The following is a 13,975-nucleotide window of genomic DNA, read 5'->3' on the forward strand; positions in this document are numbered from 1 at the left end:
CTCCCCGGTCCAGATCCACCCTTATGAGCTACGAGGCACGCTTTGAGCTCCGCACTCCCCGGGCCAGTTCGCCCGCCAGTTCCCGTACGGCGGCGAGTCCCGCCTCGTGGTCCTCGGCGTCCAGCATCCGCTTGACGAACGCGGAACCGACGATGACGCCGTCGGCGAAGCCGGCCACCTCCGCTGCCTGCTCGGCGTTGGAGACGCCGAGACCGACACAGACGGGCAGCCCGGAGGTCGCGCGCGTGCGCCGGACCAGGTCGGCGGCCTGCGCGCCGACCGACTCGCGGGTACCGGTGACCCCCATCAGCGACGCGGCGTAGACGAAGCCCGTTCCGGCGCGGGTGATGGTCGCCAGCCGCTCGTCCCTGCTGCTCGGCGCGACGACGAAGACGGTGGCGAGGCCGTGCTTCTCGGCGTGCTCGCGCCAGGCACCGGACTCCTGGACCGGCAGGTCGGGCAGGATGCAGCCGGCCCCGCCGGCCTCGGCCAGCTCGGTGGTGAAGCGCTCGACGCCGTACCGGTCGATGGGGTTCCAGTACGTCATCACCAGCACCGGCTTGCCGGTGGCCCGGTGCGCCTCGCGGACCGTGCGCAGCACGTCCGCGATCCTGACGCCGCCGCGCAGCGCGATGTCGTCGGCGGTCTGGATGACGGGGCCGTCCAGGACCGGGTCGCTGTGGGGAAGCCCGACCTCGACGATGTCGGCGCCGCCGTCGAAGACGGCCTTGATCGCCTCGATCCCGCCGTCGACGGTCGGGAAGCCGGCCGGGAGGTAGGCGATGAGCGCGGCCCGCTCCTCGGACCTGGCGCGGTCGAGGGTGTCGCTCAGCAGCTGAATGTTCCCGCTCACTTGGTGTCCCTCTGGATCTCGGCGGCGCCGTTCTCGGCGGAGGCGTCGGCCTCCACGGGGGCGTCGGTGTCGTACAGGCCGAAGTAACGGGCGGCGGTGTCCATGTCCTTGTCGCCGCGGCCGGACAGGTTGACCAGGATCAGCCCGTCCTTGCCGAGCTCCCGTCCGAGGTCCAGGGCGCCGGCCAGGGCGTGTGCGGACTCGATGGCCGGGATGATGCCCTCCGTGCGGGACAGCAGCAGCAGGGCCTGCATCGCCGCGTCGTCGGTCACCGCCCGGTACTCGGCGCGTCCGAGGTCCTTGAGGTAGGAGTGTTCGGGGCCGATGCCCGGGTAGTCCAGTCCGGCCGAGATCGAGTACGGCTCGGTGATCTGGCCCTCGTCGTCCTGGAGGACGTACGACCGGGATCCGTGCAGGACGCCGGGCTCGCCCGCGGTGAGCGTGGCGGCGTGCTCGCCGGTCTCGACTCCGTGTCCGGCGGGCTCGCAGCCCACGAGGCGCACGCCCTCGTCAGGGATGAACGCGTGGAAGAGGCCGATGGCGTTGGAGCCGCCGCCGACACAGGCGACGGCGGCGTCGGGCAGCCGGCCGGCCTGCTGGAGGATCTGCCGGCGGGCCTCCACGCCGATGACGCGGTGGAAGTCACGGACCATCGCGGGGAAGGGGTGCGGTCCGGCGACGGTGCCGAAGAGGTAGTGCGTGCGGTCCACGTTGGCGACCCAGTCGCGGAACGCCTCGTTGATGGCGTCCTTCAGGGTGCGGCTGCCGGACTTGACGGGGATGACCTCGGCGCCGAGCATCCGCATCCGGGCGACGTTGAGCGCCTGGCGCCGGGTGTCGAGCTCGCCCATGTAGACGGTGCATTCGAGGCCGAGGAGCGCGCAGGCGGTGGCGGTGGCGACGCCGTGCTGGCCTGCCCCGGTCTCGGCGATGACGCGGGTCTTGCCCATGCGCTTGGTGAGCAGGGCCTGCCCCAGCACGTTGTTGATCTTGTGGGAACCGGTGTGGTTCAGGTCCTCGCGCTTGAGGAAGATCCGGGCGCCGCCGGCGTGCTCGGCGAACCGGGGCACTTCGGTGAGCGCGCTGGGGCGGCCCGTGTAGTGGACCATCAGGTCGTCGAACTGGGCGGCGAAGGCGGGATCGGCCTTCGCCTTCTCGTACTCGTCGGCCACTTCGTCGACCGCGGCGACGAGCGCCTCGGGGATGAACTTGCCGCCGTAGGCACCGAAGTACCCCTCGGCGCTGGGGACGTGCCCCTGGGGATCGGGAACGAAGAACTCGCTGGGCATGCGACAGCTCCTCACGGGGGCGGCGCCCCCGGATGTCTCGGCTGGAGGTTGACGGCGGTGTGCGCCGACGCCACCGCGACCGCCCGCCGCGCATCCGCCGGTCCCGGAGGGGACCGGTGCGGGCGGGGCTAGCCGGAGTGGTGGTGGCGCGCGGTGCGCGCGCGCCATCGCATGCCGTTGACCTGGCCCGGCTCGTCGCCGATGACATAGCGGACGCGGCGCCCGTGCACCCGGCGCGCGGGGGCCCGGCAGCCGCGCGGACGGCAGCCGCGGGCGAGCCGCGCGTAGGCGTCGCAGGGCACCTGGGAGTCCAGGGGGCCGGCCGCCGCGTACACGCGCGCGACCGCGCCCGCCCGCGCCGGACGCGTGGGCGTCCGGTGCGGCCGGGTGGCGGGGCGCGTGGCGGCGGTCATGGCGGGGTCAGTCCCGTCCGTGGCGCAGGGCCGGGTGGGCGCCCGCGGCGACCAGGTCGGCCACGGCGGACTTGGGGTCGCGGCCGGTGACGAGGGACTCTCCGACGAGTACGGCGTCGGCGCCCGCGTTGGCGTAGGCGATCAGGTCGTGCGGACCCCGGATGCCGGACTCGGCGACCTTCACGATCCCGGCGGGGATCTCGGGAACGACCCGCTCGAAGGTGGAGCGGTCCACCTTGAGGGTCTTCAGGTTGCGCGCGTTGACACCGATGACCCGGGCGCCCGCGTCGACGGCCCGCTCGGCCTCGTCCTCGTCGTGGACCTCGACCAGGGGGGTGAGACCGATCGACTCGGCCCGCTCGATCAGCGAGACGAGGGCGGGCTGCTCCAGGGCGGCGACGATCAGCAGGGCGAGGTCGGCGCCGTAGGCCCGGGCCTCCCACAACTGGTAGGCGGTGACGATGAAGTCCTTGCGCAGCACCGGGATGTCGACCTTGGCGCGGACGGCCTCCAGGTCGGCGAGGGAGCCGCCGAAGCGCCGCTGTTCGGTCAGTACGGAGATGACGGACGCGCCGCCCGCCTCGTAGTCCGCTGCGAGCCCGGCGGGGTCGGCGATCGCGGCCAGCGCGCCCTTGGAGGGGCTGGAGCGCTTCACCTCGCAGATGACCTTGACGCCGTCGCCGCGCAGTGCGGCCGCGCCGTCCTTGGCCTGCGGCGCCTTGGCGGCCCGCTCCTTGAGCTCGTCAAGGGAGACCCGCGCCTGCCGCTCTGCGAGGTCGGCGCGAACGCCTTCGATGATCTCGTCGAGCACACTCACGCGAGAGGCCCCCTTCCAGAAGGCTGGTGTCGGATCAGGATCAGTCATCTCGATGGTATCCGGAGGTTGGCCGAGTGTCCGCATCCGGTTGACGACACCGCCGGGACCTGCGGCTTTACGGCGCGAGAGCCGCTCCGAACGGCAGGTTTCGGACGACCGCGAAGACGGCGAGCAGCGCACCCGACGCCCACCACCAGACAGGACCGAGGGTGATCCGCAGGGGGCGGGCGCGGGCGGCGTGCGCCAGCCAGAGGACCATCACCACGGCGAAGACGCCGTAGCCGACGACGGCGGCCGCGTTGGCGCCGAGGGCTGTGGCGAGGTCGCCGTGGACGACGGCGTACGCGCTGCGCAGGCCGCCGCAGCCGGGGCAGAGGATGCCCGTGAAGCGGAGCAGGGGGCAGACGGGGTAGTGCCCGGGCTCGTTGGGATCGACGGTGCCGACGTACGCGAAGGCCGCCACGACGCCCGCGAGGGTGCCCAGGGGAGCGGCGAGCCGCCGGGCGAGCGGAGGCGGCGGGGGCGCGTCGAAGGCGCGGGCGGGAGGGGGAGGCATGGCGTCCACCCGGGGATTGTCGCCGGTGAAGGGCGAAGGCGCAGCCCGGCTCGTGCCGGACCGCGCCTCGTGTCGGCGTGTGCGCCGAGTGGTCAGGAGGAGGCCTGTGCCCCGGAGGCCTTGGCGAGGGCCTGGATGTACTCCTCCGACTCCTTCGGCATGCCGAGTCCGGCGGCCTTCATCGCGAGGCCGACGACACCGCCGAGCAGGATGACGGCGACTCCGGCCCAGAAGCCGAGCGGGTTGGCCGCCACCATGAAGACACCGGCGACGCAGAAGCCGATGAAGGAGATGGTGACACCGGTCCAGGCGGCCGGGGTGTGTCCGTGGGCGCTGCCCGCCATGAGTTGCTCCTCGTTGCTGTTGCTCTGTGGTGAGGCCCCGCCGAGTGCGGACGCTCATCGACATTGTCCCGCACGCGCGCGTGCGGGGTGATCCGGGGGTGTGCCTCGCGCGTCGGTGCCGCCGGGTGGTCCCCCGGGGCCCCGCCACGGCCGGAGCCGGGGCCGGCCGGGGACGCCGGGCCGGGGCCCGGACGCGGGGCGGAGGGCGGCGCGGGGGACGCCGGGGGCGGCCGGGAGGGACGCGGGCCGGCCGGGCCCGGGCGTCAGGCGTCGCGCGTGGGGTCCTCGCCGCGGTCCAGGGCCTTCCACAGCTCCTCGGGCCGGTCCGGGTCGGTGGCCGGGCCGCGCTTCCGGGCGGTGCGCGGGGAGCCCTCGCGCTCGTAGCGGCCCGACATCGACGGCCAGGCGCCGCCGTAGCGCAGGGCCAGCAGCCCGGCGAGCAGGATCAGCAGGGCGCCCGCGACGGTGACGTAGGGCCAGGGGGTGTGGCCGAGGGCCTCAATGCGGGCCGCCGCGTCGCCGGTGGTGCCCGCGGCCTTCTCGTCGAGCGCCGCGCTGTCCGAGGCGCCCAGGTACGCGGCGGCCGCCGCGCCGGCTCCGCTCAGGGCGAGGAGCAGCGAGACGAGCAGCCGGCCCGCCCTGCGGACCGCGAAGACGGCGACGAGCGCCGCCAGACCGACCACGGCGAGGGCGGTCGGTACGCCGGTGACGTCGCCCCCGGTCACTTCGAGCGAGACGGTCCCGCCGCCGACGGCGACCGTGCCGTCGGCCCAGATCTGGCCCGAGGAGAGCAGTACGACGGCGGCTCCGACGGCGCCGAGGAACAGGGCCGCGGCGAGGCTGCGGCGGCCACCGGAGGCGCCGGCCGCGCCGGCCGCCCGGGCGGCACGGGGCTGGGGTACGGATGCGGCAGTCACGTACCCCACTATCCCTTATGCCGTCATACTCCGTTCATCCGGTTGGCGGTGTGCACGGCGCGGAGCACGGCGGCCGCCTTGTTGCGGCACTCGGTGTCCTCGGCGACCGGGTCGGAGTCGGCCACGACACCCGCTCCGGCCTGCACGTATGCCGTGCCGTCGCGGAGCAGCGCGGTGCGGATGGCGATGGCGGTGTCCGAGTCGCCGGCGAAGTCGAGGTAGCCGACACAACCGCCGTACAGCCCGCGCCGGCTGGGTTCCAGTTCCTCGATGATCTGCATGGCGCGCGGCTTGGGGGCGCCGGACAGGGTGCCGGCCGGGAAACAGGCGGTAAGGACGTCGAAGGCGGTACGGCCTTCGGCGACACGGCCGGTGACGGTCGACACGATGTGCATCACGTGCGAGTACCGCTCGATCGACATGAAGTCGACGACCTCGACCGAGCCCGGTTCGCAGACCCGGCCCAGGTCGTTGCGGCCGAGGTCCACGAGCATCAGGTGCTCGGCACGCTCCTTGGGGTCGGCGATGAGCTCGTCGGCGAGCGCCTGGTCCTCCTGCGGCGTGGCCCCGCGCGGACGGGTGCCCGCGATGGGGTGCACCATCGCGCGGCCGTCCTCGACCTTGACCAGCGCCTCGGGGCTGGAGCCCACGACGTCGAAGCCGTCGAAGCGGAAGAGGTACATGTACGGGGACGGGTTGGTGGCCCGAAGCACCCGGTAGACGTCCAGGGCGCTGGCGTCGCACGGGGTCTCGAACCGCTGGGAGGGCACGACCTGGAACGCCTCGCCCGCCCTGATGCGCTCCTTGATGTCCTCGACGGCGTCCTGGTAGGCGGGGCCGCCCCACAGCGCCGTGTAGGGGGGCAGTTCGGACGGCGGGAGCGCGGCGGGCGCCGACTCCAGGGGCTTGGCGAGGTCCGCGGCCATGGCGTCGAGCCGGCCGACGGCGTCCGCGTACGCCTCGTCGACACCGCTGTCGAGGTCGTTGTGGTTGATCGCGTTGGCGATCAGCAGGACGGTCCCGTCCCAGTGGTCGAGGACGGCGAGGTCCGAGGTGAGCAGCATGGTCAGCTCGGGCAGCCGCAGATCGTCGCCGCCGTGCTCGCCGATCTTCTCCAGGCGGCGCACGATGTCGTAGCCGAGGTAGCCGACCATGCCCCCGGTGAAGGGCGGCAGTCCCTCGTGGGCGGTCAGGTCGCGGGGGGTGTGCAGGGTCTCGACGGTGGCGCGCAGCGCGTCCAGCGGGTCGCCGTCGACGGGCACGCCGACGGGCGGGGTGCCGAACCAGTGGGCCTGCCCGTCGCGCGTGGTGAGGGTGGCGGCGCTGCGGACCCCGATGAACGAGTAGCGGGACCACAACTGGGCCGTGCGGCCGTTCTCGGCGGACTCCAGCAGGAAGGTGCCGGGGCGCTCGGCGGCGAGTTTGCGGTAGAGGCCGACCGGGGTGTCGCCGTCCGCGAGCAGTCGGCGGCTGACGGGGATGACGCGGCGGTCGGCCGCCAGCTTGCGGAAGGTCTCGAGATCCATGGCGCCAGACCTTACTTTCCGAGCGGGGCGTCGAGCGGCAGCACATCGGCGTCGAAGCAGGTCCGCGCACCGGTGTGGCAGGCCGCGCCCACCTGGTCGACCTTGACGAGCACGGTGTCGGCGTCGCAGTCCAGGGCGACGGACCGCACGTGCTGGACATGGCCGGAGGTGTCGCCCTTGACCCAGTACTCCCGGCGGCTGCGGGACCAGTAGGTGCAGCGGCCGGTGGTGAGGGTGCGGTGCAGGGCCTCGTCGTCCATCCACCCGAGCATGAGCACCTCACCGGTGTCGTACTGCTGGGCGATGGCCGGGACCAGCCCGTCGGGGCTGCGCTTGAGACGGGCGGCGATGGCCGGGTCAAGGTTGCTGGTCATGACGCCATTGTGCCGTGGACGCCGGCCCTGCTCCGTGGTGCGTCCACTGGGCGGACCCCTGCCCCCGGCCGTACCCTTGCGGACATGTCGACCCATGCGAAGCGTGAACGCCTTCTGCTCGCGGACCTGTTGGAGGCGGCGGGGCCGGAGGCCCTGACCCTGTGCGACGGCTGGAAGACCCGCGATCTCGCGGCCCATGTGGTGGTGCGCGAGCGCCGCGCGGACGCGGCCGGCGGGTTGCTGCTGGGAGCCCTGCGCAGCCGCCTGGAGCGGGTGCAGGCCGAGTTCGCCGCGAAGCCGTACGAGGAGCTGATCCAGCTGATCCGTACCGGGCCGCCGAGGCTGTCCCCGTACGCGATCAAGCAGGTCGAGGAGGGCGCCAACACGGTCGAGTTCTATGTGCACGGTGAGGACGTGCGCCGGGCGCAGCCGGACTGGTCGCCGCGGATCCTGGATCCGGTCTTCTCCGACGCCCTGTGGGCACGGCTGGAGAAGGCGGCGCGGATGCTCGGCCGCAAGGCGCCGGTGGGCCTGGTGCTGCGCCGCCCCAACGGTCAGACGGCGGTCGCGCGGCGGGGCACCCCGGTGGTGACGGTGACCGGGGAGCCGGGTGAGCTGACGATGTTCGCCTTCGGGCGGCAGTCCTCGGCGGACGTGGAGATCGAGGGCGAGAAGGACGCGGTGGACCGGCTGCGCGAGACGAAGCAGCTGGGGTTCTGACCGGCGGACGCCTGATCGCGCCGGCCCGGCCGCCGACGGCGCGAGCCCCTCGCGGCCTGCCCCCGGTGGGCAGGGCGGCCGGCCGGCCGGCTCACGGGTCCGTCGGATCCGTGAGCCGGCCGGGCCGGCCGTCGGGTCAGCGGACCGGGTGCCCGGCCTCGCGCAGGGCGCCCTTCACCTCGGAGATCCGCAGGTCGCCGAAGTGGAAGACCGACGCGGCGAGCACCGCGTCCGCGCCCGCGTCGATCGCGGGCGGGAAGTGCGCGAGCGCGCCCGCGCCGCCCGAGGCGATCACCGGCACCGTGACGTGCTCGCGCACCGCCGCGATCATCTCGGTGTCGTAGCCGTCCTTGGTGCCGTCCGCGTCCATGGAGTTGAGCAGGATCTCGCCCGCGCCCAGCTCCGCCGCGCGGTGCGCCCACTCGACGGCGTCGATGCCGGTACCCCGGCGGCCGCCGTGCGTGGTCACCTCGAAGGTTCCCCCAAGGGTGCGCCGGGCGTCGACCGAGAGCACCAGGACCTGGCGGCCGAAGCGCTCGGCGATCTCCCGGATGAGCTCCGGGCGGGCGATCGCCGCGGTGTTGACGCCGACCTTGTCGGCGCCGGCGCGCAGCAGCTTGTCCACGTCGTCGGCGCTGCGGACCCCGCCGCCGACCGTGAGCGGGATGAAGACCTGCTCGGCGGTGCGGCGGACCACGTCGTAGGTGGTCTCCCGGTCGCCGGACGAGGCGGTGATGTCGAGGAACGTCAGCTCGTCCGCACTCTCGGCGTCGTACAGCCTGGCCATCTCGACGGGGTCGCCGGCGTCCCGCAGGTTCTGGAAGTTGACGCCCTTGACGACGCGGCCGTTGTCCACGTCCAGGCAGGGGATGACTCGTACCGCGAGGGTCATGACGCGGTGCCTCCGTTCTCGCCGGTCGCCCGGTAGGCCTCGACCTCGACCTCGACGACCAGACGGGGGTCGACGAAGCCCGAGACGATGATCATCGACGCGGCGGGACGGACGGCGTCGAACAGCTCCTTGTGGGCGCGGCCGACCTCCTCCACGTCGCGGGCGTGGGTGATGTACATCCGGGTACGGACCACGTCCCCGGCGCCCAGTCCCAGCTGCTCCAGCGCGGCGAACGCCACGTGGAAGGAGTTGATCGCCTGGTCGTAGGGGCCGCCGTCGGCGATCTGGCCGTCGACGACCGAGGTGCAGCCGGACACCAGGACGAGTCCGCCGGGGAGCTCCACGGCGCGGGAGTAGCCGAACTGCTCCTCCCAGGGGGCGCCTGTCGCCACCCGGCGCACGACGCCGGTCATCCGGCGACCGCCGCGAGCGCTTCCTCCAGCGTGAACGCCTTGGCGTACAGCGCCTTGCCGACGATGGCGCCCTCGACGCCCTCGGGGACCAGCGAGGCAAGCGCCCGCAGGTCGTCCAGCGACGAGACGCCGCCGGAGGCGACGACCGGCTTGTCGGTCGCCGCGCAGACGTTGCGCAGCAGCTCCAGGTTGGGGCCCTGGAGCGTGCCGTCCTTGGCGATGTCCGTGACGACGTAGCGGGTGCAGCCCTCGGAGTCGAGACGGGCGAGCGTCTCGTACAGGTCGCCGCCGTCGCGGGTCCAGCCCCGGCCGCGCAGGGTGGTTCCGCGCACGTCCAGGCCGACCGCGATGCGGTCGCCGTGCTCGGCGATGACCTTGGCGACCCAGTCGGGGGTCTCCAGGGCCGCCGTGCCCAGGTTGACGCGCGTGCAGCCGGTGGCGAGCGCCGCCGCGAGCGACGCGTCGTCGCGGATGCCTCCGGAGAGCTCCACCTTGAGGTTCAGGTCCGCCATGGTCCCGGCGACCTCGGCGATCAGCTCCCGGTTGTCCCCGGTGCCGAACGCCGCGTCGAGGTCGACGAGATGGAGCCACTCGGCGCCCGCGCGCTGCCAGGCCGATGCCGCCTCCAGCGGGGAGCCGTACGACGTCTCCGTACCGGACTCGCCATGGACGAGACGGACGGCTTGGCCGTCCCTGACGTCGACGGCGGGGAGAAGTTCGAGCTTGCTCATCTCAGCGGGTCCCAGGTCCTCTAGAAGTCTGAAGGTGCAGGTGCGGGTACGGGTCAGAACGTGTTGAGCCAGTTGGTCAGCAGCTGGGCGCCGGCGTCGCCGGACTTCTCCGGGTGGAACTGGGTCGCCCACAGCGCGCCGTTCTCGACGGCGGCGACGAACCGCTCGCCGTGGGTGGACCAGGTGACCTTGGGGGCTCGCATGGCGGGGTTGGTGACTTCGAGACTCCAGTCGTGCACCGCGTAGGAGTGGACGAAATAGAACCGGGCGTCGGCGTCGAGACCGGCGAACAGCTCGCTGCCCTCGGGCGCCTCGACGGTGTTCCACCCCATGTGGGGCACGACGGGGGCCTTCAGCGGACCGACCGTGCCGGGCCACTCGTCCAGGCCCTCGGTCTCCACGCCGTGCTCGATGCCGCGCTCGAAGAGGACCTGCATACCGACGCAGATGCCCATGACAGGGCGTCCGCCGGACAGCCGGCGGCCCACGAGCCAGTCGCCGCGGGCCTGCTTCAGGCCCGTCATGCAGGCGGCGAAGGCGCCGACGCCGGGGACCAGCAGCCCGTCGGCGTTCATGGCCTTGTCGAAGTCGCGGGTGATCTCGACGTCCGCGCCGACGTGGGCCAGCGCCCGCTCGGCCGAGCGGACGTTGCCGAACCCGTAGTCGAGGACGACGACTTTCTTCGCTGCGCTCATTCCCAGATTCCCTGGATCCGCAGTACCCCGGCGACCAGGCACATCAGCGATGCGACGGCCATCAGGACGATCACGCCCTTGGGCAACTGCTGCTTGGAGAAGGAGTACACGCCGCCGGCCAGGAACAGGCCGACGACGATCAGGATGGTCGAAAGGCCGGTCACCGTGCGGCACCTTCGTTCGCTTCGCCGTCCGCGCGGAGCAGCGGCGCCGTCATGACGGCCGGTCGCGGCCCGGCGGCGGCACGGGTGTCCCTCACAGCGCGCCCTTCGTGGAGGGAAGGATTCCCGCGGCGCGCGGGTCGCGCTCGGAGGCGTAGCGCAGGGCGCGGGCGAGGGCCTTGAACTGGCACTCCACGATGTGGTGGGCGTTACGGCCGTACGGGACGTGGACGTGCAGCGCGATCTGGGCCTGCGCGACGAACGACTCCAGGATGTGCCGGGTCATCGTCGTGTCGTAGGAGCCGATCATCGGCGCCATGTTCTCCGGCTCGGTGTGCACCAGGTAGGGGCGGCCGGAGAGGTCGACGGTGACCTGGGCGAGGGACTCGTCCAGCGGCACCGTGCAGTTGCCGAACCGGTAGATCCCCACCTTGTCGCCGAGGGCCTGCTTGAAGGCGGCGCCGAGCGCGAGGGCGGTGTCCTCGATGGTGTGGTGCGAGTCGATGTGCAGGTCGCCGTCGGTCTTGACCGTGAGGTCGAAGAGGCCGTGGCGGCCGAGCTGGTCCAGCATGTGGTCGTAGAAGCCGACCCCGGTCGCGACATCGACCTTGCCGGTGCCGTCGAGGTCTATCTCGACGACGACGGACGTCTCCTTGGTGGTGCGCTCGACCCGTCCTACGCGGCTCATGAGCTCTGCTCCTTCTTCAGTGCGCGAACCGCATCGAGGAACGCGTCGTTCTCTTCGGGCGTGCCGGCGGTCACCCGCAGCCAGCCCGGTACGCCGTTGTCACGGACCAGGACGCCCCTGTCGAGGATCTTCCGCCACACGGCGTGGGCACCGCCCTCGCCGGTGAACCGTCCGAACTGGACGAAGTTGGCGTCGGACTCGGTGACCTCGTAACCGATGGCGCGCAGCTCGGCGACCAGTCGGTCACGTTCGGTCTTCAGCTGTTCGACGTACCCCAGCAGCGTATCCGTGTGCTCCAGCGCCGCGAGCGCGGTGGCCTGGGTGACGGCGGACAGGTGGTACGGCAGGCGTACCAGCTGGACCGCGTCGACGACCGCCGGGTGGGCGGCCAGGTAGCCCAGGCGCAGACCGGCCGCGCCGAACGCCTTGGACATGGTCCGCGAGATGACCATGTGGGGCCGGCCCTCGATCAGCGGGAGCAGCGAGGGGCGGTGGCTGAACTCGACGTACGCCTCGTCCACCACCACCAGGGACGGCTTGGCCGCCTGGGCCGCCTCGTAGAGCGCCAGCACGGTCTCCGCGTCGACGGCGGTGCCCGTGGGGTTGTTGGGGGTGGTGATGAAGACGACGTCGGGCCGGTGCCCGGCGATGGCGCGGGTGGCGGCCTCCACGTCGATGCGGAAGCCGTCGTCGCGGGGGCCGGAGATCCACCCGGTGCCGGTGCCGCGCGAGATCAGTCCGTGCATCGAGTACGAGGGCTCGAAGCCGATGGCGGTCCTGCCGGGTCCGGCGAAGGTCTGCAGCAGCTGCTGGATGACCTCGTTGGAGCCGTTGGCGGCCCACACCTGGGCGGGCCCGACCTCGTGTCCGGTGGTACGGGTGAGGTAGGCGGCCAGTTCCGTACGGAGCTCGACGGCGTCCCGGTCGGGGTAGCGGTTGAGCGTGCGGGCGGCCTCCCGGACGCGCTCGGTGATCCGCTCGACCAGCGGTTCGGGCAGCGGGTAGGGGTTCTCGTTGGTGTTGAGGCGTACGGGCACGTCGAGCTGGGGCGCGCCGTAGGGGGACTTGCCGCGCAGTTCGTCGCGGATGGGGAGGTCGTCGATGCCGAGGGGCTGGGGCGTGGTCACCGCTGCGGCACCTTCCATCCGAACCTGGCCTTGAGCGCGGCTCCGTGGGCGGGCAGGTCCTCCGCCTCGGCGAGGGTCACCACGTGGTGGGTCACCTCGGCCAGCGCGTCGCGGGTGTAGTCCACGATGTGGATGCCGCGCAGGAAGGACTGCACGGACAGGCCCGAGGAGTGACAGGCGCAGCCGCCGGTGGGCAGCACGTGGTTGGAGCCGGCGCAGTAGTCGCCGAGGGAGACCGGCGACCAGGGGCCGACGAAGATCGCGCCCGCGTTGCGGACCCGCCGGGCGACGGCGGAGGCGTCGGCGGTCTGGATCTCCAGGTGCTCGGCGCCGTAGGCGTCGACCACCCGCAGGCCCTCCTCCAGGCCGTCGACGAGCACGATCGCGGACTGCCGGCCGCGCAGCGCGGGCTCGATCCGGTCCTCGATGTGCTTCGTGGCGGCGATCTGCGGTGCCAGCTCCTTCTCGACGGCCTCGGCGAGGTCGGACGAGTCGGTGACCAGGACGGCGGCGGCGAGCGGGTCGTGCTCGGCCTGGCTGATCAGGTCGGCGGCGACGTGCACCGGGTCGGCGGTCGCGTCGGCGAGCACCGCGATCTCGGTCGGCCCGGCCTCGGTGTCGATCCCGATGCGGCCGGTGAAGTAGCGCTTGGCCGCGGCGACCCAGATGTTGCCGGGGCCGGTGACCATGTTGGCCGGGGCGCAGGACTCGGTGCCGTACGCGAACATGGCGACGGCCTGGGCACCGCCGGCGGCGTACACCTCGTCCACGCCCAGCAGGGCGCACGCGGCCAGGATCGTCGGGTGCGGAAGGCCGCCGAAGTCGGCCTGCGGCGGGGACGCGAGCGCGATCGACCCGACGCCCGCCTCCTGCGCCGGCACGGCGTTCATGATCACGGAGGAGGGGTAGACGGAGCGGCCGCCCGGCGCATACAGGCCGACGCGCTCGACCGGAACCCACTTCTCGGTCACCGTTCCGCCGGGCACGACCTGCGTCGTGTGCTCCGAACGGCGCTGCTCGCGGTGGACGATCCTGGCCCGCCGGACGGACTCCTCCAGAGCCGCCCGGACTGCCGGGTCCAGCTCGTCGAGGGCCCTGGTCAGGGCGGCGGCGGGGACGCGCACCTGGTCCAGGGTCACGCCGTCGAACCTCGCCGCGTACTCGATCAGCGCCGCGTCACCCCGATGGTGCACGTCCTCGCAGATGGGCCGCACCTTCTCCAGGGCGGCTTCCACGTCGAACTCGGCACGGGGCAGCAGGTCGCGCAGAGCGCCACCCTCCGGGAGGGCGTCGCCGCGCAGATCGATTCGTGAGATCACAGGTCAATTCTCGCAGACGGTTTCCCACGCCCGGTCGTCCGTATCACTGGCTGATACACATCACCTTGGCGTCTGCCTGTCACACCTGACCGTTAGCGTTCAGCCCGTCACTCAGCGGGAAGAACAGCCGTACGAAACAG

The 13,975-nt window shown here is 72.6% G+C and carries 18 protein-coding genes; 1 reads left to right on the plus strand and 17 read right to left on the minus strand.

What is annotated here, in order from left to right; translation table 11 throughout:
• Positions 1 to 28: 28 nt before the first annotated feature.
• The 9 genes from trpA to hisI form a co-directional block, all read right to left on the minus strand.
• Entirely contained in the window at positions 29 to 853 is an 825-nt protein-coding gene (gene trpA, locus PUR26_RS21630; protein WP_329874093.1) for a tryptophan synthase subunit alpha, read from the minus strand.
• Positions 850 to 2,142, minus strand: coding sequence for a tryptophan synthase subunit beta (trpB, locus tag PUR26_RS21635; protein WP_329874094.1), 1,293 nt, complete (start codon positions 2,140 to 2,142; stop codon positions 850 to 852). Before trpB ends, trpA begins: the two co-directional genes overlap by 4 nt.
• Positions 2,143 to 2,270: 128 nt before the next feature.
• A complete protein-coding gene (trpM, locus tag PUR26_RS21640) occupies positions 2,271 to 2,555 on the minus strand; it encodes a tryptophan biosynthesis modulator TrpM (RefSeq protein ID WP_443077130.1) in 285 nt (94 codons plus the stop codon).
• Between the two features lie 7 nt (positions 2,556 to 2,562).
• On the minus strand, positions 2,563 to 3,372 hold the full coding sequence (gene trpC, locus PUR26_RS21645) for an indole-3-glycerol phosphate synthase TrpC (protein ID WP_329874095.1): 810 nt from the start codon (positions 3,370 to 3,372) through the stop codon (positions 2,563 to 2,565).
• Positions 3,373 to 3,487: 115 nt separating this feature from the next.
• Positions 3,488 to 3,928, minus strand: a complete 441-nt coding sequence (locus tag PUR26_RS21650) for a DUF2752 domain-containing protein (RefSeq protein ID WP_329874292.1) — start codon at positions 3,926 to 3,928, stop codon at positions 3,488 to 3,490.
• Between the two features lie 92 nt (positions 3,929 to 4,020).
• The gene (locus tag PUR26_RS21655; RefSeq protein WP_329874096.1) at positions 4,021 to 4,272 is read right to left on the minus strand and encodes an HGxxPAAW family protein; all 252 of its coding nucleotides are present in this window, start codon (positions 4,270 to 4,272) and stop codon (positions 4,021 to 4,023) included.
• A 263-nt stretch (positions 4,273 to 4,535) separates the two neighbouring features.
• Positions 4,536 to 5,198, minus strand: coding sequence for a TIGR02234 family membrane protein (locus PUR26_RS21660; RefSeq protein ID WP_329874097.1), 663 nt, complete (start codon positions 5,196 to 5,198; stop codon positions 4,536 to 4,538).
• Between the two features lie 14 nt (positions 5,199 to 5,212).
• Positions 5,213 to 6,715 (minus strand): anthranilate synthase component I, encoded by a 1,503-nt coding sequence (locus PUR26_RS21665; protein ID WP_329874098.1) that lies wholly within the window; start codon positions 6,713 to 6,715, stop codon positions 5,213 to 5,215.
• An 11-nt stretch (positions 6,716 to 6,726) separates the two neighbouring features.
• Positions 6,727 to 7,089 (minus strand): phosphoribosyl-AMP cyclohydrolase, encoded by a 363-nt coding sequence (hisI, locus tag PUR26_RS21670; protein ID WP_329874099.1) that lies wholly within the window; start codon positions 7,087 to 7,089, stop codon positions 6,727 to 6,729.
• 84 nt (positions 7,090 to 7,173) lie between these two features.
• Between hisI and PUR26_RS21675 the strand changes: the two genes are divergently transcribed.
• Positions 7,174 to 7,809, plus strand: coding sequence for a TIGR03085 family metal-binding protein (locus PUR26_RS21675; RefSeq protein WP_329874100.1), 636 nt, complete (start codon positions 7,174 to 7,176; stop codon positions 7,807 to 7,809).
• Positions 7,810 to 7,945: 136 nt separating this feature from the next.
• Here the strand turns inward: PUR26_RS21675 and hisF are convergent, their stop codons facing one another.
• The 8 genes from hisF to hisD form a co-directional block, all read right to left on the minus strand.
• Positions 7,946 to 8,701: an imidazole glycerol phosphate synthase subunit HisF gene (hisF, locus tag PUR26_RS21680; protein WP_329874101.1), complete on the minus strand. Its 756-nt coding sequence runs from the start codon at positions 8,699 to 8,701 to the stop codon at positions 7,946 to 7,948.
• Complete coding sequence (locus PUR26_RS21685) at positions 8,698 to 9,114, minus strand: RidA family protein (RefSeq protein ID WP_329874102.1); 417 nt, start codon at positions 9,112 to 9,114, stop codon at positions 8,698 to 8,700. The genes hisF and PUR26_RS21685 overlap by 4 nt, the downstream gene beginning before the upstream one ends.
• Positions 9,111 to 9,845: a bifunctional 1-(5-phosphoribosyl)-5-((5-phosphoribosylamino)methylideneamino)imidazole-4-carboxamide isomerase/phosphoribosylanthranilate isomerase PriA gene (gene priA, locus PUR26_RS21690; RefSeq protein WP_329874103.1), complete on the minus strand. Its 735-nt coding sequence runs from the start codon at positions 9,843 to 9,845 to the stop codon at positions 9,111 to 9,113. The genes PUR26_RS21685 and priA overlap by 4 nt, the downstream gene beginning before the upstream one ends.
• 53 nt (positions 9,846 to 9,898) lie before the next feature.
• Positions 9,899 to 10,546: an imidazole glycerol phosphate synthase subunit HisH gene (gene hisH / locus PUR26_RS21695; protein ID WP_329874294.1), complete on the minus strand. Its 648-nt coding sequence runs from the start codon at positions 10,544 to 10,546 to the stop codon at positions 9,899 to 9,901.
• Complete coding sequence (locus PUR26_RS21700) at positions 10,537 to 10,704, minus strand: hypothetical protein (protein ID WP_329874104.1); 168 nt, start codon at positions 10,702 to 10,704, stop codon at positions 10,537 to 10,539. The genes hisH and PUR26_RS21700 overlap by 10 nt, the downstream gene beginning before the upstream one ends.
• A 91-nt stretch (positions 10,705 to 10,795) precedes the next feature.
• The gene (gene hisB, locus PUR26_RS21705; RefSeq protein WP_058941846.1) at positions 10,796 to 11,389 is read right to left on the minus strand and encodes an imidazoleglycerol-phosphate dehydratase HisB; all 594 of its coding nucleotides are present in this window, start codon (positions 11,387 to 11,389) and stop codon (positions 10,796 to 10,798) included.
• On the minus strand, positions 11,386 to 12,516 hold the full coding sequence (locus tag PUR26_RS21710) for a histidinol-phosphate transaminase (RefSeq protein WP_329874105.1): 1,131 nt from the start codon (positions 12,514 to 12,516) through the stop codon (positions 11,386 to 11,388). The genes hisB and PUR26_RS21710 overlap by 4 nt, the downstream gene beginning before the upstream one ends.
• Positions 12,513 to 13,835 carry a histidinol dehydrogenase gene (gene hisD, locus PUR26_RS21715; protein WP_329874106.1) on the minus strand — a complete coding sequence of 441 codons (1,323 nt, stop codon included), beginning with the start codon at positions 13,833 to 13,835 and terminating at the stop codon, positions 12,513 to 12,515. The genes PUR26_RS21710 and hisD overlap by 4 nt, the downstream gene beginning before the upstream one ends.
• Between the last annotated feature and the right edge of the window lie 140 nt (positions 13,836 to 13,975).

Origin of the sequence: Streptomyces sp. SP18CS02, from assembly GCF_036322365.1 — a bacterium.
In the GTDB taxonomy this organism is placed as follows: Bacteria; Actinomycetota; Actinomycetes; order Streptomycetales; family Streptomycetaceae; genus Streptomyces.